This window comes from Stagnihabitans sp., assembly GCF_964946895.1.
The window spans coordinates 196,779-215,235 of sequence record NZ_CBBQHX010000005.1; the positions used below are offsets into that span (position 1 = coordinate 196,779).

Below are 18,457 nucleotides of genomic sequence, written 5' to 3' on the forward strand. Positions count from 1 at the left end.
TGACCCAATTCGGAAAGATTAATCTCGTATTCGTGTCGAACTTTGTCACGAGGTTCGAAAATGCCGGTCTATGGCGGTTCTGCGTCCAACGATTCCCTGGTGGGGGGCAATCCCTCGGATTCCATTTCGGGATTGGCGGGGGACGATACGCTGCTGGGCAATGGCGGCAATGACAGCCTGTATGGCGGCGATGGCAATGATCTGCTTTACGGCGGCACCGGCAACGACATTCTGGACGGTGGTGCGGGCAATGACACGCTGGAAGGCGGCAGCGGCCTGGACACGGTGACCGGCGGCGCGGGCGATGACACCTTCATTCTGACCGGCACCTTTGGCAATGACAGCCTGACCGGCGGCGAAACCGCCGAGACCTTTGGCGACCGGATCGACGCCAGCGCGCTGTCGGTGGGGGTCACGGTGACGCTGACCGGGTCCGAGGCGGGCACGGTCTTTGACGGCACCAGCCGGGCCAGCTTCACCCAGATCGAGGATTTCACCCTGACCGGGCAGAGTGATCTGTTCAACGGGGCCAATGCCACCCTGTCGGTCGATGTCGATGCAGGGGCGGGCAATGACACGCTGATCGGCAGTTCGGCGGCGGATACGCTGATCGGTGGGTTGGGGTCGGACAGCATCACCGCGGGCGATGGCAACGACACGGTCTATGACGAGTTCAGTAGCAATGCCGGCGCGGGCGGCGCCGATACGGTGGATCTGGGGGCGGGGGATGACACCTACATCGGCTCTGGCACCGGGGTTGCCGACAATGACCTGATCTATGGCGGCGACGGCAATGACACGATCGCAACCCAAGGCGGGATGGATACCGTCTATGGCGGGGCGGGCAATGACCGCATCACGCTGGGCAATGACACGCTGGCCAGCGCTGGCGACGCGGCCTATGGCGGCGATGGCGCCGACACCGTTCTGGGCGGCAACACCAATGACACGATCGACGGCGGCGCCGGGGGCGACAGCCTGTCGGGCGGTGGCGGCAATGACGTGCTGTATGGCGGCACCGGTGCGCCGATTGGCACGACCTATATCACCAACGGCACCTTCACCGCAGGCTCGGCCGGGTGGAGCGGCACGGATCTTGAGACGAACTACACCGAGAACGCCTATTTCTCCAACGGCTCGTCCAACAATGTGGCCGAGGTCGACGGGAATGCGGGTCAGATCACCGTCATGCAGCAAAGCTTTGATGTGTCGGGGGCGCAGACCGCGCAGCTGACCTTCCGGTCGGTGGTGCGGACAGCGGGCACGGTGGGGACGGATGGCTTCCGGGTCGACGTTCTGGATTCCTCGGGGAAGGTGATCGGCACGATGACGGTGCTGCCGGGGTCGAACACGACCTGGGCGAATTACAGCCTGAACTTCAGCTTCCCCGGGGCGGGCACCTATACGCTGCGCTTCACCGAGTTGGGCAACAATGACAGCCTTGGCGCGCTGGTCGATGACGTGCAGATCACCGCGACCTCGGCGGTGGCGGATGCCGGATCGGACACGATCAGCGGCGGCGATGGCAATGACACGCTGTACGGGCTGGCGGGCAACGACGTTTTGACCGGCGATGCGGGCAATGACCTGCTGTATGGCGGGGATGGCAATGACAGCCTGACCGGCGGGGATGGCAACGACACGCTGTATGGCGATGCCGGGAATGACACTCTGTCGGGCGATGTGGGGAATGACCTGCTGTATGGTGGGGATGGCAATGACAGCCTGTCGGGCGGGGATGGCAACGACACGCTGTATGGCGATGCCGGAAATGACACTCTGTCGGGCGATGCGGGCAATGACCTGCTGTACGGTGGCGACGGCAACGATGTGCTGGATGGCGGGGCGGGGGACGATACGCTGTCTGGCGATGCCGGGGATGACACGCTGACCGGGGGCGCAGGCAACGACGCGCTGTCTGGCGGCGATGGCAACGACCAGCTTTATGGCGGCGATGACGCAGATACGCTGTCGGGCGGGGCGGGCAATGACCTTTTGTCCGGGGATGCCGGGACGGACCTGCTGCATGGCGACGACGGCAATGATCAGATCTTCGGCGGGGCGGATGCGGACACGCTTTTTGGCGATGCGGGCAATGACAGTCTGAGCGGCGATGCCGGGGCGGATCAGCTTTACGGCGGCACCGGCGACGACCAGCTGTCCGGCGGGTCCGAGAATGACACGCTGTCAGGTGATGCGGGCAACGACAGTCTGGATGGCGGCACCGGGGCGGATTCCTTGGACGGTGGCGACGGCAATGACCATCTCGACGGTGGCACCGGCGATGACACGCTGTCGGGCGGGGCTGGCGATGACGTGCTGCATGGTGGCGACGGCAACGATGCCTTGTTTGGCGGCGATGGCAATGATGTGCTTTTTGCCGATGGCGGCACGGATCAGCTGTCGGGCGGGGCGGGCGATGACACGCTCTACGGCAACCAGTCCAACGAGCTGTTCACCGCCGAGGCGGGCCATGACCATGTCTATGGCGGCGATGGCAACGACACGTTCATCGGCGGCATTGGCGACACGGTGGACGGTGGAGCGGGCTTTCATGACACGCTGGACCTGTCGGCCTGGGGCTGGGCGCATACCAACATCCTGTACGACCCGCTGAACCCGCAAAGCGGCACGGTGGAGTTTCTGGATGCGCAGGGCCATGTGGTTGGCACGATGGATTTCTCCAATATCGAGAAGGTCTTGCCCTGTTTTACCCCAGGCACCCGGATCTTGACCGAGCGCGGCGAGGTGGCGGTACAGGATCTGGTGGCGGGGGACCGGGTTCAGACGCTGGACCATGGGGTGCAGGTGCTGCGCTGGGTGGGCCAGCGGGCGCTGTCGCTGGCTGATCTGATCGTGCAGCCGCGCCTGCGGCCGGTCAGGATTGCCGCCGGGGCGCTGGGTCTGGGCCTGCCGGAGCGCGACATGATGGTCTCGCCGCAGCACCGGATGCTGGTCGAGGGGGGGCGGGCCGAGATGCTGTTTGGCGAGGCCGAGGTTCTGGTGGCGGCAACGCATCTGACCGGGCTGGATGGGGTGGAGGAGGCGTTTCCCTATGGCGTGACCTATATCCACCTGCTGTTTGATGCCCATGAACTGGTGCGGGCCGATGGCACCTGGACCGAAAGTTTCCAACCGGCCGAGCGGACCCTGGCGGATATGGACGCCGACCAGCGGGCCGAGATTGCGGCGCTGTTTCCCGACCTGTCAGCGGGACTGTCCGGCTTTCCTGCGGCGCGGCTGACCTTGAAGGCTCATGAGGCGCGGGTGTTGCTGGCGGTCTGACGCCAGGCGGCCCAAGCCTCGGGCGTGTCAAGGTCGGTGAGGGCGTGGCTGTCGGGCAGGGCGATCAGCCGGACGCGCGCCTTGTGGGCCTGCAGGAGGGCGCGGGCGCCCTCGTCTCCGGTCAGGGCGGCGAAGGCGGGCAAGAGGTCAGGCGGGAAGATCACCGGATGGCCGGGGCTGCCGTCTGCGGCGGTGGCGCGCAGGATGGCGTCGGGGTGTTCGCTGGCGGCTGCAATCATCTGGCGCAGGTCGGCGCTGGTCAGGTCCGGCATATCGGCGGGCAGGATGAGGAGGCCGCCGCGCTGGGTTGCGGCGGCGGCCGCCCGCAGGGATGCCGAAAGGCCGCTGGCCGCGTCGGCGATTGTCAGGGTCTGCAGGGGCAGGTCGGCGAGGGCCCTGTGGCGGGCGGCGTCGTCAGGCCGCAGGGTGATCAGAACTTGGCCATGCGCGGCCAGAGCCCGTTGCGCGGTGCGGCGCAGCAGCGGGATGCCGTCGATTTCGGTCAGAAGCTTGTCCGTGCCGCGCATTCGGCGGGAGCTGCCGGCGGCGGGGATCAGGAGGGTCAGGTCTGACATCGGTGGCGCCCTTTGCGGGCGGAAGTGCAGAGAGTCTCAGATGCCCTGCACCCCCGTGGGATATGTCTTGGCACGGATCAGGCAAGGGGCCGCGCGCCGCCTGGCAGCGCGCGGCCCTATGGTTTAGGCGCGCATGCGGCCGCCATCGTCCCAAAGCGGCGCAAGGTGGACGCGGGCGGGGCGGCGCTGGCCGAGGATTTCAACCTCAAGTTCAAGGCCGTCAACGACGCGGTCGGCGGGGATGAAGCCTTGGGCCACCGATTTGCCGGTCCAGTGCGAGAAGCCGCCGGAGGTGCACCAGCCGACGACGTTGCCGTCCAGCCAGATCGGCTCCCAGGCGACCACGTCGGCGTCATCGACATCGACGACGATGGGGACGAGTTTGCGCGACGGGCGCTTGGCTTTTTCGGCCGAGGCGGCGGCCTTGCCGATCCAGTCAACGGGCTTGTTCCAGGCGATGAAGCGGTCAAGGCCGGTTTCCGCCGGGGTATAGTCGGGCGAGAATTCGCGGCCCCACGACCCGAACCATTTGTCCAGACGCAGGGACATCATCGCCCGCATGCCGAAGGCGCGCAGGCCAAGGTCGGCGCCGGCGGCGTTCAGGGTGTCCCAAAGCTGGCGGACCGACATGTGGTCGGTGAAAATCTCGTAGCCCAAGTCGGCGGTGTAGCTGACACGCTGGACGAGGCAGTTTGCCATGCCGACGGTCATCTTGCGGACGTCCATGAACTTGAACGCCTCTGCCGAGACATCCGAGCGGGTGACGCGGGCCAGCAGCTCGCGTGCCTTGGGGCCGGCGATCTGGAAGCCGGTGCGGGCGTCAGAGACGTTTTCGACCGTGACCCCGTCCATCGCATTCTGGTCGAACCAGCGCGAATGCCAGCCTTGCGCGCCGTAGCTGGCGGTCAGCTGGAATTCGGTTTCCGACAGGCACGAGACCGTGAAGTCACCGATGATCTTGCCGGAATGGGCAAGCATCGGGGTCAGCGACAGGCGGCCGGGTTTGGGGATGCGGCCGGCCATGATGCGGTCAAGCCAGGCGCGGGCGTTGGGGCCCTTCACCAGGTATTTGCCGAAGTTCTGCACCTCGTTGATGCCCACGCCTTCGCGGACGGCCATGACCTCTTGCCGGGTCGCCTCCCACGCGTTGGAGCGTTTGAAGGACGGCTCTTCATAGCGCGGCTCGCCGGGCAGGGCGTAGTAGTTCGGCACTTCCAGCCCGTATTGCTGGCCCCAGACGGCGTTCATCTTGTCGAACACCTCGTACATCGGGGTGGTGCGGAAGGGGCGGGCGGCCGGGCGTTCCTCGTTCGGGTAGCCGACCGAGAAGCGCATCTGGTAGTTCTCGATGACCTTCGGGACGGTGTATCCCGGAGAGGTCCAATTGCCGAAGCGGGCGACGTCGAAGCCGCGCGGGTCACGTTCAACCTCGCCGTGGATCATCCACTGCGCCAGCGCGAGGCCCATGCCGCCGCCTTGAGAGAAGCCGGCCATGACGGCGCAGGCGCTCCAATAGTTGCGCAGGCCGGGGACCGGGCCGATCAGCGGGTTGCCGTCGGGGGCAAAGGTGAAGGGGCCGTGGATGACGCGCTTGACGCCGGAGCGTTCCAGAACAGGGATGCGGCGGTAGGCGAAGTTGACCGAGTCTTCGATCTTGTCGAATTGCTCGTTCAGGAGTTCGTGGCCGAAGTTCCACGGCGTGCCATCGACCGACCAAGGCTCGCAGGGCTTTTCGTAGAAGCCGATGCACATGCCGCGGCCTTCCTGACGCAAGTAGAACTCGCCGCCCGGGTCCATGACATGGGGGAATTCCTTGCCGGTCTTCAGGATGTCCATGATTTCCGGGATGTCGTCGGTGACGATGTACTGGTGCGCCATCGGCAAGAGCGGCAGGTAGACGCCGGCCATGGCACCGACTTCACGGGCCCAGAGGCCGCCGGCGTTCACCAGATGCTCACACGTGATGGTGCCCTTTTCGGTGACGACTTCCCAGCCGTCCTTGGTGGGGTTGGTTTCCAGCACGCGGTTGTGCAGGATGATCTCGGCGCCGCCCATGCGGGCCGCTTTCGCATAGGCGTGGGTGGTGCCCGAGGGGTCAAGGTGGCCATCCAGCGGGTCATAAAGGCCGCCGAGGATGCCCTTGGTGTTGACCAGACCGTCGGTCAGCTTGTGGATTTCCTCGGGCGTCAGGATTTCGGTGTCCAGCCCCATGTAGCGGTGCTTGGCGCGTTCGGCTTTCAGCTGTTCAAACCGCGCCGCATTGTCGGCCAAGGTGACGCCGCCGACATGGTGCAGGCCGCAGGACATGCCGGTAATCGCCTCAAGCTCTTTGTACAGGCGGATCGTGTAGCCTTGCAGCGCGGCCATGTTGGTGTCGCCGTTGATCGTGTGGAAGCCGCCTGCCGCGTGCCAGGTGGAGCCCGAGGTCAGGTCGGACCGCTCGATCAGGGTCACGTCCGACCAGCCGAGTTTGGTCAGGTGATAGAGGACCGAGCAGCCGACGACGCCGCCGCCAATGACCACCACGCGGGTATGGGATTTCATGATCGTTCCTTTGAGGCCGAAGTTTGCGCCAGACAATACCGATGAAGCGGTGAAGTCACGTCAGATGGCGACATCGGGCGTCGCGGATAGGATTGTCGTGCGGGCTGCGTCCTTTGCACGGCGCTTGCCCCGTTAACCTGGTCTTCACCATTATCAACTTAAAGTTGCGGCAATGAATTCTTAACCAAGTCGAGGGGTCGGCATGTCGACGTTCAAGTTTTCCGAAGCGAACCTTGGGTTCTTTGGCTACACGCAGCTGGCGAATTATGTGGTCAGTCAGCGGGGCGACACCTCGACGACGCTGGATTGGAACACCGGCCTTGGCGCTTTGGATCCGACGCATTTTGCCGCCCATGTCACGCTGACCTATTCCGGCTATGCCAGCTATCAGGTCGAGGATGGCGTGGATGCCGGGCAGACCCGGGTGACGGCGGGCCTGCTGACCGAGGTGGCCTTTACCGATGCGGGCGGCGCGCTGCTTTTGGACATCAGCAATCTGTCGGTGCGGTTGCCGATCTTCATGGCGCAACTGCAGCAGGGCAATGCCTTCGCCGCGTGGCAGTTGCTGAGCCATTCCGGGGCGACCTTTGTCGGATCATCCTCGGCGGCGGGGCCGGGGCATGCGGGTACCGGTGACGTGATCGAGACGACGGCGGGCAATGACACGGTGACCGCCCTGGGTGGCGACGATTTCGTGCGCGATCATGGCGGAGCCGATGCCTACTTTGGCGGCAGCGGCTTTGACACGCTGGCCTATGACGGCTGGAACCTGACGCCGTGGCTGGTGACGCAGGGCCTCACGGTCAACCTTCTGCTGGGCACGATCCGGGGGCCGGACGGGCAGCTGGATACGGTGGCCGGGTTCGAGGCGATCACCGGCACCTTCATGAACGACACGATGCGCGGCAATGCCGGGGCCAACAAGTTCGAGGGGGGCGCGGGGGCGGATTATTTTGACGGGCGCGGCGGGCGCGATACGGTCAGCTATGCCGATGACGCGGGCATGGGCGGCACCGATGGCATCCGGGTCAACCTTGCGGCGGCGACAGTGCGCGATGGGTTTGGGTTTGTCGACAAGATCTACAATGTCGAGATCATCATCGGCACCGCCGTGCGGGACACCTTTTTCGACAACGGGGCCGACAACAGCTTTGACGGGGGGGCCGGCAATGACACGCTGCATTTCAGCGGCGGCGATGATCTGGGCCATGGCGGGGCCGGGGCCGATACCTTTGTCTTCGATGGCACGTTCGGCGATGATGTGGTCGACGACTTCTCGCTGGCGGAGGGGGATCACATCCGGATCAGCGGGGCGGTCAAGTTCAGCGATCTGCAGTTGAGCGACATTCTGACCGACGACGGCCCGGCTGCGCTGATCACCTTCGGCAACAACACGGTCACGCTGACCGGGGTTGCGGCGGCGTCGTTGCACGCCGCGGACTTCGGGTTGTGACGCGGGGCTCTGGCCTTGCAGCCAGAGCCCCTCCCTCATTTTTCCGGCAAAAGGCCGCGTGGGCTGAAGCGCAGCACCAAAAGCAGCGCCACGCCCAGCGTCAGAAGGCGGAACTGCGGGGCAATGTCGATCAGGTGGCTTTTCAAGGCGCCGTCCTGCATGTCGGCCGTCACGGCCCCCATCAGCAAGGGCCCGGCGTTGTCCACGATCAGCCACAGCCAGCCCACCAGAAGCCCCCCCAGAACCGAGCCCCAGTTGTTGCCCGATCCGCCCACGATCACCATGATCCAGATGAGGAAGGTGAAGCGCAGCGGCGTGTACTCGCCCGGCACCAGTTGACCCAGCATCGAGACATACATGGCCCCCGACATCCCCACCACGGCGGAACCGAGGATGAAGATGATCAGATGCTGGCGCTTGACGTCCTTGCCCATGGCGGCGGCAGACACCTCGTTGTCGCGGATGGCGCGCATCATGCGGCCCCAGGGCGAGTTCAAGGCGCGCTCCAGCAGCCAGATCAGGGCGCCCAGAACCAGCGCGAACATCACGATGTAGATGCCCTTGACGGCGAGGGTCGAGGCGGTGATCGGGCTTAAGCCCCAGTTGGCGCAGAAGGCCAGAAATCCGGGATTGGCCTGCATGTCAACTTCCAGCGGCACCGGCCAGGGACGCGGCAGGTTGATGAAGTTCTTCACCCCCCGCGCCATCCAGTCTTCGGACTTGACGGCGGTGATGACGATCTCGGCGATGCCAAGGGTGGCGATGGCCAGATAATCCTCGCGCAGGCCAAGGGCGATCTTGCCGATGGCCCAGGCCGCGATGGCGGCGAAAAGACCGCCCACCGGCCAGGCCCAGATCGAATTCAGGCCGAAGCCGCCAATGTTGCCATAGGTGGCGGAATCAAACCCCTCGATCGCGGTCACGGCGGGGTCGAAGATGGCGCGGTACAGGAAGAAGCCGCCGATCAGGATCACGGCAACCGCCAGATTGCGCAGCCGTCCGGCCGGCATCCGGCCCCAGGCCAGAACCGACAGAGCGATGACCGCCACCGCCGTCGCAAGCCCCAGGATCACCTGCCAGCCCGCCGACAGGAACACGCCGGGACCCGTGGCCGCGAAAGCCTGCGGCACCGGCGCGCCCGAGATGAAGACCACGGCCAACCCGCCCAGGGCAATGGAGCCGACGATGCCGGTGGAAAAGAGGCCGGCATAGCCCCATTGCATGTTGACCCCCAGCGCCATGATGGCGCTGAGAAGCCCAAGGATCAGGATGTTCAGGCTGACGTTCCACGACATCAGCAGGCCAGTCAGCACGTAAAGGCCGGCAACCCCGGCAAACAGATAGACCGCACGGGTGTTCATGTCATTTCCCCTTGTTGAACAGCCCATTGGGCATGAACAGCAGCACGATGATCAGGATCGAGAAGCTGACGGCGAATTTGTAGTCGGTCGACAAAAGCTGCATCAGGCTGTCGGGCGCCCAGCTGTCAGGAACAAGGTAGGTGATGACCTTCTTCCAGGCATAGGTGACCACAACCTCGGAAAAGGCCACGACAAAGCCGCCCGCAACCGCGCCCATCGGCGATCCAAGCCCGCCCACCACCGCCGAGGCGAAGATCGGCAGCAGAAGCGAGAAGTAGGTGAAGGGACGGAAGCTTTTGTCCAGCCCATAGAGCGTGCCTGCGATCACGGCGAGGGCTGCGGCGATGACCCAGGTGACCTGCACCACGCGGTCGGGATTGATGCCAGAGAGCAGCGCCAGATCCTCGTTGTCCGAAAAGGCCCGCATCGATTTGCCGGTGCGGGTCTTTTGCAGGAACCAGAACAAAGCGGCCATGGTCAGAAGGGCCGTGACCAGCGTGACGGCGGTGGTGCCTTTGATCGACAGCCCCTCGGCCAGCCCGGTCCAGTCCTTGAACTGCTGGGCCGAGATCAGGAAGCGGCCACCATCGGCGAAGTTCTGCTCCTCGGTGCCGATGATCATCCGGACCAGACCGTTCATGATGAACATGACGCCGGCCGAAACGATCACCAGAATGATCGGCTTGGCCTTCTGCCGGCGGTAGAACCGATAGACCATGCGGTCGGTGCCCAGAAGCAGAACCGAGGTGACGATGATGCCGAAGGGCAGGGCGAGAATGGCAGTGGGCAGGGGAGCAATCGAGATGCCCATGCTTTCAAACCACCAGGTGAACAGGATCACCACCATGGTGCCGAAGGCCATCGTATCGCCCCAAGCGAAGTTGGAGAACCGCAGGATGCCGAAGATCAGGGTGACGCCAAGAGCGCCCACTGCCAGCTGAGCGCCATACGAGGCGGCGGGCAGGATGACGAAGTTCAGCAGGGCGACAAGCGCGTTGAGGAAGTTCATGGCTCAGCCCCCCAGGAAGGTGCGGCGGACGTCGGGGTCGGCCAGAAGGGCCTCGCCGGTGTCGGTGTAGCGGTTGGCGCCTTGGACGAGGACATAGCCCTTGTCGGCGATGTTCAGGGCCTGGCGGGCGTTCTGTTCGACCATCAGGATCGAGATGCCAGACCGGGCGACCTCGATGATGCGGTCGAAGAGTTCGTCCATCACGATGGGGGAGACGCCGGCGGTGGGTTCGTCCAGCATCAGAAGCTGCGGCTGGGTCATCAGGGCGCGGCCGACGGCGACCTGCTGGCGCTGGCCGCCGGACAGTTCGCCCGCCGGCTGCAGGCGCTTGGTCTTCAGGATCGGGAACAGGTGGTAGACCTGCTCCAAAGTGCCCCGGATGTCATCGCGGCGCAGGAAGGCGCCCATTTCCAGATTCTCTTCCACCGTCATCGAGGTGAAGATGTTGTGGGTCTGCGGCACGAAGGCCATGCCCTTGGCGACGCGGTCTTGCGGTGACAGCTTGGTGATATCTTCGCCATTCAGCCGGACCTGGCCGCCGCGCAGTTTCAACATGCCGAAGACGGCTTTCATGGCGGTGGACTTACCCGCGCCATTGGGGCCGACGATCACGGCGATCTGGCCTTTTTCAACGGCGATGGTGCAGGCGTGCAGGATGTCGGTGGCGCCGTAGCCACCGGTCATCGCCTCGCCGATCAGGAAGGGTTCAGCCATGTGCGGCCTCCGAAACGGATTTTCTGCGAAAATCCTGAACACGAATTTTCGTACGAAAATTCGACGGGGCAATCTTCGCAGAAGATTGGAATGCAGGATTTTCGTAGAAAATCCGGGGGCTGCGGTCAGGCATTGGCCACCACCTTGTTCTTCAGGCCGGTGCCCAGATAGGCCTCGATCACGCGCTCGTCGTTCTTGACCTGATCGACGGTGCCCTTGGCCAGCACCTTGCCCTCGGCCATCACGATGACCGGGTCGCAGATGCGGGCGATGAAATCCATGTCGTGTTCGATAACGCAAAAGGTATAGCCGCGTTCCTTGTTCAGCCGCACGATGGCGTCGCCGATGGTGTTGAGAAGCGTGCGGTTCACACCCGCGCCGACCTCGTCCAGAAACACCACCTTGGCGTCGACCATCATGGTGCGACCCAGTTCGACCAGCTTCTTCTGGCCGCCAGAAATCATCCCGGCCTTTTCATCCGCGATATGAGAGATCGTCAGGAATTCAAGGACTTCATCGGCCTTCCTGCGCAGTTCCGCCTCTTGGCGGGCGATCAGGCCGCGCCGGAACCATGTGTTCCACAGCACCTCTCCGGCCTGGGCGGCGGGCACCATCATCAGGTTTTCCCGCACCGTCATCGACGAAAACTCATGCGCGATCTGGAAGGTCCGCAGCAGGCCCTTGGCAAACAACTGGTGCGGCTGCAGGCCGGTGACATCCTCGCCATCCATCAGCACGCGTCCCGATGTCGGCTTCAGCCGCCCGGCGATCACGTTGAACAGCGTGGTCTTGCCCGCTCCATTCGGCCCGATGAGCCCGGTGATGGAGCCTTTGGCGATTTCAATCGACGCGCCATCCACAGCGCGAAAGGCCCCAAAGTGCCGGTGAAGGTCCTCGACGACGATCATCTTTTCCCCTGTTCCCCCTGTGGCCCTTATGGGCTCTTGGGTCGTTTCGACATGGCAACGGCCCGAAGCATGACGCTTCGGGCCGCGCAGTATGATCTAGCAGGCGATCAACGATACTTCACGGTGACGAACTGGCCGCCCTTGATGTCGAACTGCTTGTAGCGGCCGGCGGATTCGCCCGGCCCGATCAGGGTCACGCCCGAAGCGCCATCATAGTCGATGGCCTTGCCTTGTGCGATCAGGTCTAGTGCCTTGCCCAGTTCGCCCGGCAGGATCTTGACGCCCGAGCCGTCCGCCGGCCCGTTGGCGATGTCCATGATCTTTTCCTTGTAGACCTTGGGATCGGACGAGCCTGCCGCGTTCATCGCCAGCATGATCAAAGCCGCAGCGTCATAGGATTCGCTGGCGTAGGGCGAAGAGGCGTCAAACGGCGTTGCGTTCTTCTTGCCGATGTCCAGCAGGATGGCTGCGCCGGGCGAGTCGGACGAGGCGACCTGGCCATAGGAGCCGTCGATCGACGCGCCGAAGTTCTTGGTCAGCGAGTCGCTCACCATGCCGCCGGGCAGTTCGAACTTCGAGAAGGCGCCGGTGTCGAGAGCTGCACGGATGATGCCCTTGCCGCCTTGGTCGACGTAGCCAGCCACGACGAGGATATCGCCGCCGGCTGCCGCCAGCGAAGCCACTTCAGCCGAGAAGTCGGACTTGGCGTCGTCATGCGGGATGTCGATGGTGACTTTGCCGCCGAGCTTGGTGAACGAGGTCGAGATCGCGTCCGCCAGACCCTTGCCGTAGTCCGAGTTGGAATAGGTCAGGGCGATCGACTTCACGCCGTGTTCTTGCAGGATCTGTGCGGCAACTTCGCCTTCGCGGGCGTCCGAGGGCGCGGTGCGGAAGAACAGGCCGTCGTCGTCCGCAGTGGACAGGGCGGGCGAGGTGGCCGAGGGCGAGATCATGACGATGCCGTTCGGACGCGCCACTTTTTGCAGGATGGCGCCGGTCACGCCAGAGCAGTCGCCGCCGATGATGCCCTTGACGCCGTCAGAGGTGACCATCTTTTCCGCAGCCGTCACGGCCACGTCGGCGCCGGTGCAGGTGGTGTCACCCGTCACGTCCGAGAAGGCGAACTTCGACTTGCCCGAAGCGTTCACTTCCGCAATCGCGGCTTCCGCAGCGTTCTTCATGTGGCCGGTCAGGGATTCAATCGGGCCGGTGAAGCCGAACAGGATACCCAGCTTGACGTCTTCCGCCGAAGCGGCCCCCGCGCAAAGTGCGACAGCAGCCGTCGCGAGCAGTAGTTTTTTCATTCTTATCTCCCATGTTGGATCGCAATCCTGACCAGAGCCTAGTGTGGCGCGGATGAAAAGAAAAGCGTCTCCTCCACCCGAAAAGGATGCACTTTTGGCCAGTCTGGCGCGGGTGACGTTGGGTCATTTGCGCAAGAGCGTGGCAAACGGGCGTCACAGAGGCAGAAGTCGTATGGGGCAGACCTTGACGCAGCGCCCCGCTATCGCCACCTATCAGCTCACGAACCCGTGTCCCGGGCGGCGATCCGTCCGGGGGGCTTTGAGGTTGAAAGGACGACGATGTCTTATCCCATGGCGGCTGCCCTGATCCTCGTTTCGGCTTTGGCCACACCGGCTGCGGCTGGTCCGCTGTTTGGCGCGATTGCCTTCTCGCCCTCTACCGGCAAAGTGGGGCTGGGCTACAATTTCGGCACCAAGGGCGAGGCTGCGACCGAAGCGGTCACGCAATGTGGCGTGGGCGATTGCGATGCCGTGGTGGTCTTTCCGAACTGCGGCGCGGTGGCTGTGGGTGACGGCTATGGCATGGGCTTTTCGGCCGACAAATCGGCCGCCAAGGCGGAAGAGACGGCGTTGGCCAATTGCTCGGGCTATACATCCAACTGCCTGATCGTTCAGTCCTACTGCAACGAAGGCTCGTAATCTGGCAGGGCAGGGGCAGATGGCCCGGTCTGCGGCGGGGGGCTGCGCGCTTGGCGCGCAGGCGTCTGGTGTCCGGTGGCGCTTTGCCAAGGCATGACCCGCGTCCGGGCTGCGGAAGGGTGCCATGACACCGCGTCAGGCCATCATCACGCTGTACAGCCGGCAAGGCGATTTCGCCGGCCGCTCGCCCCGGTCCGAGGCGGGATGGGGGCTGGTGTATGGCGGGACGGTCGTGATGGGCTGTCTGGCGCCCCTTGTGGCGGTGGTGGCGCCAAGGCTGTTTGGCATGGCACCCGATCCGTCCGGTGCAGCCTTGGCCTACATGGAGGTGATCGGGGCGATGGCCTTCTGGGCCTTGCTGACGGTCAAGCCGCTGGCAGCCCTGCTGGTCCGCCGCCTGCATGATCTCAACCGTCCGGCGATGGCGCTGGTGGTCGTGCTGATCCCGGTGGCGGGTCTGGTCGTACTGATCCTTTGGCTGTGCCAGCGCGGCACCCCGGGGCCCAACCGGTTTGGGCCCGACCCATTGGCCTAGATCGACAGCCGGCCCACGGTCGGCGGGGTGGGGGTGCCTTGCGTGCCACGTTCGCGGTAAGGCGTGGTGTTGTAGTGGCTGCGGTAGCATTTCGAGAAATGCGAGGGGCTGGCGAAGCCACAGGCCAGGGCGACGTTGATCACCGACATGTCCGTCTGCATCAACAGGTTGCGGGCCTTTTGCAGGCGCAGTTCCATGTAATAGCGCTTCGGGCTGCGGTTCAGATAGCGGCGGAACAGCCGTTCCAGCTGGCGCGTCGACATGCCGACCTCTTCGGCCAGATCGGCGGGCGACATCGGGTCCTCGATGTTGCCTTCCATCATCTGGATGACCTGGGACAGCTTGGGGTGACGGACGCCAATACGGGTCGGGATCGACAGGCGTTGAGTGTCCTGATCGGTCCTTGGGGTGGAATAGATCAGCTGGTCGGCCACCGTGTTGGCAACGTCTTCGCCATGATCTGCGGCGATGACCTTCAGCATCAGGTCGAGGGATGAGGTGCCGCCGGCGGTGGACCACCGGTTGCCGTCCATCACGAAGACCGACTTGGTCAGGACAACGTCTTCGAATTCCTCAAGGAAGCCATCCTGATTTTCCCAATGGATCGTCGCCTTCTTGCCATCCAAAAGCCCGGCCTTGGCCAGCGCATAGGCGCCGGTGCACAGGCCGCCGATGGTGGCGCCGCGCCGCGCCTCGCGCCGCAGCCAGTTCAGCACGGCCTTGGTGGCGGCCTTTTGCACGTCAATCCCGCCGCAAACCAGAAGGATGTCATCGCGCTCGATCTCTTCCAGACCCATGTCCAGCTTGAAGGAAGCGCCATTCGAACAGGTGGCAATGTCACCGCCCTCGCCCGCCAGCGCCCAAGTGTAGACCTTGTCCCCCACAACGCGATTGGCGATGCGCAGGGGTTCGATCGCCGAGGCGAAGGCCAGCATGGTGAATTTGTCCAGAAGCAGGAAAACAAAGCGCCGGGGCGCCTCGGGCTTCGAGGTCTGGGTGGCTTTGCGCGGTGCGGTGGACATGTTGCGACCTGACGTGTCGTTATTGACGCAAGGAAACAGGAAATTCTCCGCTCCGCAAGGGGTGAAGCGGGAAAATCACCCGCCTTTCGCCCTTTGCTTTCGGTGACGATTTCCTTATATCGCTGTGAAATTCTGACGTGAGGACCATGCAATGACCAAAGGCTGGACAAAAACCGACTGGCGCGCGAAGCCGCGGGTGCAAATGCCCGACTATCCCGATCAATCGGGACTGAAAGCGGTTGAGGCCCAGCTTGCGAAATATCCGCCGCTGGTCTTTGCCGGTGAAGCGCGCAAGCTGAAAAAGCAACTGGCGGCGGCGGCTGAGGGCAAGGCCTTCCTGTTGCAGGGCGGCGACTGTGCCGAGTCGTTCGCGGAATTCAGCGCCGATAACATCCGCGACACGTTCCGCGTCATGCTGCAGATGGCGGTCGTCTTGACCTATGGCGCCAAGGTGCCGGTCATCAAGGTAGGCCGGATGGCGGGGCAGTTCGCCAAGCCGCGCTCGACCCCGAACGAGACGGTCGGCGGCGTGGAATTGCCCTCCTACAAGGGCGACATCATCAACGGCTTCGACTTCACCGCAGCGGCGCGGATTCCCGATCCGCAGCGCATGTTGCAGGCTTACACGCAGTCGGCGGCGTCCTTGAACCTGCTGCGCGCCTTCTCGACCGGTGGGTTTGCCGACATTCATCGGGTTCACGCCTGGACGTTGGGCTTTGCCGAGCATGACAAGGCAGAGCGTTACCGCGCCCTGTCCAACCGCATCTCTGACGCGTTGGACTTCATGAACGCGGCGGGGATCACGTCGGACACCGCACCTTCGCTGGCGACGGTGGACTTCTACACCAGCCATGAGGCGCTGCTGCTGGAATATGAAGAGGCCCTGTGCCGCATCGATTCGATCACCGGGCAGCCGGTGGCCGGGTCGGGCCACATGATCTGGATCGGCGACCGCACCCGTCAGCCCGACGGCGCGCATGTCGAATTCGCCCGGGGCGTGCTGAATCCGATCGGCCTGAAGTGCGGACCGTCGACCACGGCGGAAGACCTGAAGGTGCTGATGGCCAAGCTGAACCCGGCCAACGAACCGGGCCGCCTGACCCTGATCGCCCGCTTCGGCGCCGGCAAGGTCGGTGATCACCTGCCGCGTCTGATCAAGACCGTGCAGGCGGAAGGCGCCAACGTGCTGTGGTCCTGTGACCCGATGCATGGCAACACGATCAAGGCGGCCTCGGGCTACAAGACGCGGCCGTTCGAATCGGTGCTGCGCGAAGTGCGCGAGTTCTTCGAGATCCACAACGCCCAAGGCACCATCCCGGGCGGCGTGCATTTCGAAATGACCGGCAAGGACGTGACCGAATGCACCGGTGGTTTGCGTGCGGTGACGGACGAGGATCTTTCGGACCGTTACCACACCGCCTGCGACCCGCGCCTGAACGCCAGCCAGTCGCTGGAACTGGCGTTTCTGGTATCGGAAGAGCTTTCGGCCCGCCGCGACGTGCAGCGCCGCGTGGCCCTGTAACCGCAGGGTTGTGATCGAGACAAGATGGAAAAAGGCCCCGCATCGAGCGGGGCCTTTTTCCTGTGGTGCCCGTCCTGCCGCGGCAGCCGGTCAGCCGCCGTCACCGATCAGCCCAGCGGCAGCGATGCCCGCCAAGCCTGCCGCCTCGTCATTGTCGGAATTGTCGCCCGAGATGCCGATGGCCCCCAGAATGGCCTTGTCAGCGCTGCGGATCAGCACGCCACCCGGCACCGGCACGATCCCGGTGTCGATCATCGGGGCGACGCCGGCGAAGAAATGCGGCCGGTCCTTGGCCAGTTTCTCGACCCCGCGCGACCCCATGTTGAAGGCCAGCGCCCCCCGGGCCTTGGCACGGGCGACGTTGAACCGGTCAAGGCTGGACCCGTCCTCGGAAGCGACCGCGATCACCGCAGCTCTGGCATCCAGCACCACGACGGTCAGTGGGCGCATGCCCTTGGCATGGGCATGTTCCAGCGCGCTGGCCAGGATCTTGTGGGCGAGGGCAAGGGTCAGGGTCATCACGTGTCTCCCAATTGGCAACGCCATTTAGCGCAGACTCATCGGGTCGCGGCAAGGGACACTCAGTCTCGGGAGTAGACCAGCCGCAGGTTCGGCTTGCCGCGTGGCGGGCGCGGCGTGAAGGGAACCGCTGCTTCGGCCAAAGCGCGGACCGGTGCGGGTAGGGCCTGCACCGGCGGCAGATCGGGCAGGCGGCGGTCCGGGGTCTGCCGCTCGGTCTCGCGGCGCGCGGTGCGGCGGCGTTCGATCACTTCGCTCATCAGGCCAGAGATCGCAAAGCGGCGTGGCGCGCGGCCAAGCGCACCCTCCATCGCCAGACATCCCAGCGCCAGATCCGTCTCGCCCTTGGCCCCCACCAGCGGCAGCACCATCATCCGGGCCTCCAGCGCGGGGCGGCCAATGCCGCGCTCGGCCTCAAGCCACAGTTCCAGCACGGCGGGGCCGGAAAAGACGCCTTCCAGCCCATCCGCCAGACGGCTGCGCACGGCCGGTTCAAACAGCGCCGAGATCGGCATGCCGCGCACGTCCATCCCCATCAGGTCATGCAACTGCATCCCTGCAATGCGGAAGCGGCCAATGCCGGGGGCAACGCGTTCCAGAAGGAAGGTATTTTCCAACGCGCCCGCAATGCCGCGCGGATCAATCCTGTCGCGTTCGGGCAGCGCGCCGCCGTCCCGCAGGCCCTCCCAATAGGCGCGAACCTCTGCCAGCATGCCAAAGCGCGACCCGCCCGAGCCACCGGACTTTCCACCACGACCCAAGAATGACAATGCCATGCGCGACGTCCTTGTGACAGCCCGTGGTCGTGGCGCTAGGCACTTGACCGGCGGTAGGTTAATCATGCAGCAACGTGGGTTACTGATGTCTTAACATATACCCTTCGTGCGGGATTTGGCGGACAATCTCGACAAATGGTAAACATCTGCAGCTTGGGGTTGTGTGCCCCCAAGGCAGAAGCGGGAGAGCGGAATGACCATCTCGATGACAGGCTTTGCGGCGCGCAAGGGGCAGGGGGTGGGGCATTCGTGGTCCTGGGACCTGCGCTCGGTCAATGGCAAGGGGCTGGA

16 protein-coding genes are annotated in these 18,457 nt (G+C 64.3%); 6 read left to right on the plus strand and 10 right to left on the minus strand.

Annotated elements, in window-relative coordinates; all coding sequences use genetic code 11:
- Positions 1 to 60: 60 nt before the first annotated feature.
- Positions 61 to 3,285, plus strand: coding sequence for a Hint domain-containing protein (locus AC1Y2B_RS05330; protein ID WP_482252021.1), 3,225 nt, complete (start codon positions 61 to 63; stop codon positions 3,283 to 3,285).
- Here AC1Y2B_RS05330 and AC1Y2B_RS05335 read toward each other — a convergent pair.
- Together AC1Y2B_RS05335 and AC1Y2B_RS05340 are read right to left on the minus strand one after the other, a co-directional pair.
- A complete protein-coding gene (locus AC1Y2B_RS05335) occupies positions 3,255 to 3,860 on the minus strand; it encodes a nucleotidyltransferase family protein (protein ID WP_482252022.1) in 606 nt (201 codons plus the stop codon). The two genes, AC1Y2B_RS05330 and AC1Y2B_RS05335, sit on opposite strands and share 31 nt — an antisense overlap.
- A gap of 123 nt (positions 3,861 to 3,983) precedes the next feature.
- Positions 3,984 to 6,404 (minus strand): GcvT family protein, encoded by a 2,421-nt coding sequence (locus tag AC1Y2B_RS05340; protein WP_482252023.1) that lies wholly within the window; start codon positions 6,402 to 6,404, stop codon positions 3,984 to 3,986.
- Between the two features lie 202 nt (positions 6,405 to 6,606).
- Between AC1Y2B_RS05340 and AC1Y2B_RS05345 the strand changes: the two genes are divergently transcribed.
- Positions 6,607 to 7,857 (plus strand): calcium-binding protein, encoded by a 1,251-nt coding sequence (locus AC1Y2B_RS05345; RefSeq protein WP_482252024.1) that lies wholly within the window; start codon positions 6,607 to 6,609, stop codon positions 7,855 to 7,857.
- A 35-nt stretch (positions 7,858 to 7,892) separates the two neighbouring features.
- Here AC1Y2B_RS05345 and AC1Y2B_RS05350 read toward each other — a convergent pair whose 3' ends face one another.
- The 5 genes from AC1Y2B_RS05350 to AC1Y2B_RS05370 all read right to left on the minus strand — a co-directional run bounded on the left by AC1Y2B_RS05350 (position 7,893) and on the right by AC1Y2B_RS05370 (position 13,153).
- Positions 7,893 to 9,218, minus strand: a complete 1,326-nt coding sequence (locus AC1Y2B_RS05350) for a branched-chain amino acid ABC transporter permease (RefSeq protein WP_482252025.1) — start codon at positions 9,216 to 9,218, stop codon at positions 7,893 to 7,895.
- A 1-nt stretch (position 9,219) separates the two neighbouring features.
- Positions 9,220 to 10,227: a branched-chain amino acid ABC transporter permease gene (locus tag AC1Y2B_RS05355; protein WP_482252026.1), complete on the minus strand. Its 1,008-nt coding sequence runs from the start codon at positions 10,225 to 10,227 to the stop codon at positions 9,220 to 9,222.
- A 3-nt stretch (positions 10,228 to 10,230) separates the two neighbouring features.
- A complete protein-coding gene (locus AC1Y2B_RS05360) occupies positions 10,231 to 10,941 on the minus strand; it encodes an ABC transporter ATP-binding protein (RefSeq protein WP_482252027.1) in 711 nt (236 codons plus the stop codon).
- A gap of 125 nt (positions 10,942 to 11,066) precedes the next feature.
- A complete protein-coding gene (locus tag AC1Y2B_RS05365; RefSeq protein WP_482252028.1) occupies positions 11,067 to 11,849 on the minus strand; it encodes an ABC transporter ATP-binding protein in 783 nt (260 codons plus the stop codon).
- A 107-nt stretch (positions 11,850 to 11,956) separates the two neighbouring features.
- The gene (locus AC1Y2B_RS05370; protein WP_482252029.1) at positions 11,957 to 13,153 is read right to left on the minus strand and encodes an ABC transporter substrate-binding protein; all 1,197 of its coding nucleotides are present in this window, start codon (positions 13,151 to 13,153) and stop codon (positions 11,957 to 11,959) included.
- A 279-nt stretch (positions 13,154 to 13,432) separates the two neighbouring features.
- Between AC1Y2B_RS05370 and AC1Y2B_RS05375 the strand changes: the two genes are divergently transcribed.
- Together AC1Y2B_RS05375 and AC1Y2B_RS05380 are read left to right on the plus strand one after the other, a co-directional pair.
- Entirely contained in the window at positions 13,433 to 13,792 is a 360-nt protein-coding gene (locus tag AC1Y2B_RS05375) for a DUF4189 domain-containing protein (protein ID WP_482252030.1), read from the plus strand.
- A gap of 124 nt (positions 13,793 to 13,916) precedes the next feature.
- Complete coding sequence (locus AC1Y2B_RS05380; protein WP_482252031.1) at positions 13,917 to 14,327, plus strand: DUF805 domain-containing protein; 411 nt, start codon at positions 13,917 to 13,919, stop codon at positions 14,325 to 14,327.
- Here AC1Y2B_RS05380 and AC1Y2B_RS05385 read toward each other — a convergent pair.
- Positions 14,324 to 15,349 (minus strand): GlxA family transcriptional regulator, encoded by a 1,026-nt coding sequence (locus tag AC1Y2B_RS05385; protein ID WP_482252032.1) that lies wholly within the window; start codon positions 15,347 to 15,349, stop codon positions 14,324 to 14,326. The genes AC1Y2B_RS05380 and AC1Y2B_RS05385 overlap by 4 nt on opposite strands.
- Before the next feature lie 151 nt (positions 15,350 to 15,500).
- On the opposite strand from AC1Y2B_RS05385, the gene AC1Y2B_RS05390 reads away from it, so the two are divergent.
- A complete protein-coding gene (locus AC1Y2B_RS05390) occupies positions 15,501 to 16,871 on the plus strand; it encodes a class II 3-deoxy-7-phosphoheptulonate synthase (RefSeq protein ID WP_482252033.1) in 1,371 nt (456 codons plus the stop codon).
- 90 nt (positions 16,872 to 16,961) lie between these two features.
- Here the strand turns inward: AC1Y2B_RS05390 and AC1Y2B_RS05395 are convergent, their stop codons facing one another.
- Together AC1Y2B_RS05395 and AC1Y2B_RS05400 are read right to left on the minus strand one after the other, a co-directional pair.
- Entirely contained in the window at positions 16,962 to 17,390 is a 429-nt protein-coding gene (locus tag AC1Y2B_RS05395; protein WP_482252034.1) for a GlcG/HbpS family heme-binding protein, read from the minus strand.
- Between the two features lie 62 nt (positions 17,391 to 17,452).
- Positions 17,453 to 18,166: a PAS domain-containing protein gene (locus AC1Y2B_RS05400; RefSeq protein WP_482252035.1), complete on the minus strand. Its 714-nt coding sequence runs from the start codon at positions 18,164 to 18,166 to the stop codon at positions 17,453 to 17,455.
- 193 nt (positions 18,167 to 18,359) lie between these two features.
- Here AC1Y2B_RS05400 and AC1Y2B_RS05405 point away from each other — a divergent pair.
- On the plus strand, positions 18,360 to 18,457 hold a 98-nt coding region (locus AC1Y2B_RS05405), incomplete at its 3' end, for a YicC/YloC family endoribonuclease (protein ID WP_482252042.1).

Excerpts from the sequence above, each read along its gene's own strand:
- AC1Y2B_RS05330 (WP_482252021.1), top strand. The coding sequence starts at position 61 with ATGCCGGTCTATGGCGGTTCTGCGTCCAACGATTCCCTGGTGGGGGGC.
- AC1Y2B_RS05335 (WP_482252022.1), bottom strand. The coding sequence starts at position 3,860 with ATGTCAGACCTGACCCTCCTGATCCCCGCCGCCGGCAGCTCCCGCCGA.
- AC1Y2B_RS05340 (WP_482252023.1), bottom strand. The coding sequence starts at position 6,404 with ATGAAATCCCATACCCGCGTGGTGGTCATTGGCGGCGGCGTCGTCGGC.
- AC1Y2B_RS05345 (WP_482252024.1), top strand. The coding sequence starts at position 6,607 with ATGTCGACGTTCAAGTTTTCCGAAGCGAACCTTGGGTTCTTTGGCTAC.
- AC1Y2B_RS05350 (WP_482252025.1), bottom strand. The coding sequence starts at position 9,218 with ATGAACACCCGTGCGGTCTATCTGTTTGCCGGGGTTGCCGGCCTTTAC.
- AC1Y2B_RS05355 (WP_482252026.1), bottom strand. The coding sequence starts at position 10,227 with ATGAACTTCCTCAACGCGCTTGTCGCCCTGCTGAACTTCGTCATCCTG.
- AC1Y2B_RS05360 (WP_482252027.1), bottom strand. The coding sequence starts at position 10,941 with ATGGCTGAACCCTTCCTGATCGGCGAGGCGATGACCGGTGGCTACGGC.
- AC1Y2B_RS05365 (WP_482252028.1), bottom strand. The coding sequence starts at position 11,849 with ATGATCGTCGTCGAGGACCTTCACCGGCACTTTGGGGCCTTTCGCGCT.
- AC1Y2B_RS05370 (WP_482252029.1), bottom strand. The coding sequence starts at position 13,153 with ATGAAAAAACTACTGCTCGCGACGGCTGCTGTCGCACTTTGCGCGGGG.
- AC1Y2B_RS05375 (WP_482252030.1), top strand. The coding sequence starts at position 13,433 with ATGTCTTATCCCATGGCGGCTGCCCTGATCCTCGTTTCGGCTTTGGCC.
- AC1Y2B_RS05380 (WP_482252031.1), top strand. The coding sequence starts at position 13,917 with ATGACACCGCGTCAGGCCATCATCACGCTGTACAGCCGGCAAGGCGAT.
- AC1Y2B_RS05385 (WP_482252032.1), bottom strand. The coding sequence starts at position 15,349 with ATGTCCACCGCACCGCGCAAAGCCACCCAGACCTCGAAGCCCGAGGCG.
- AC1Y2B_RS05390 (WP_482252033.1), top strand. The coding sequence starts at position 15,501 with ATGACCAAAGGCTGGACAAAAACCGACTGGCGCGCGAAGCCGCGGGTG.
- AC1Y2B_RS05395 (WP_482252034.1), bottom strand. The coding sequence starts at position 17,390 with ATGACCCTGACCCTTGCCCTCGCCCACAAGATCCTGGCCAGCGCGCTG.
- AC1Y2B_RS05400 (WP_482252035.1), bottom strand. The coding sequence starts at position 18,166 with ATGGCATTGTCATTCTTGGGTCGTGGTGGAAAGTCCGGTGGCTCGGGC.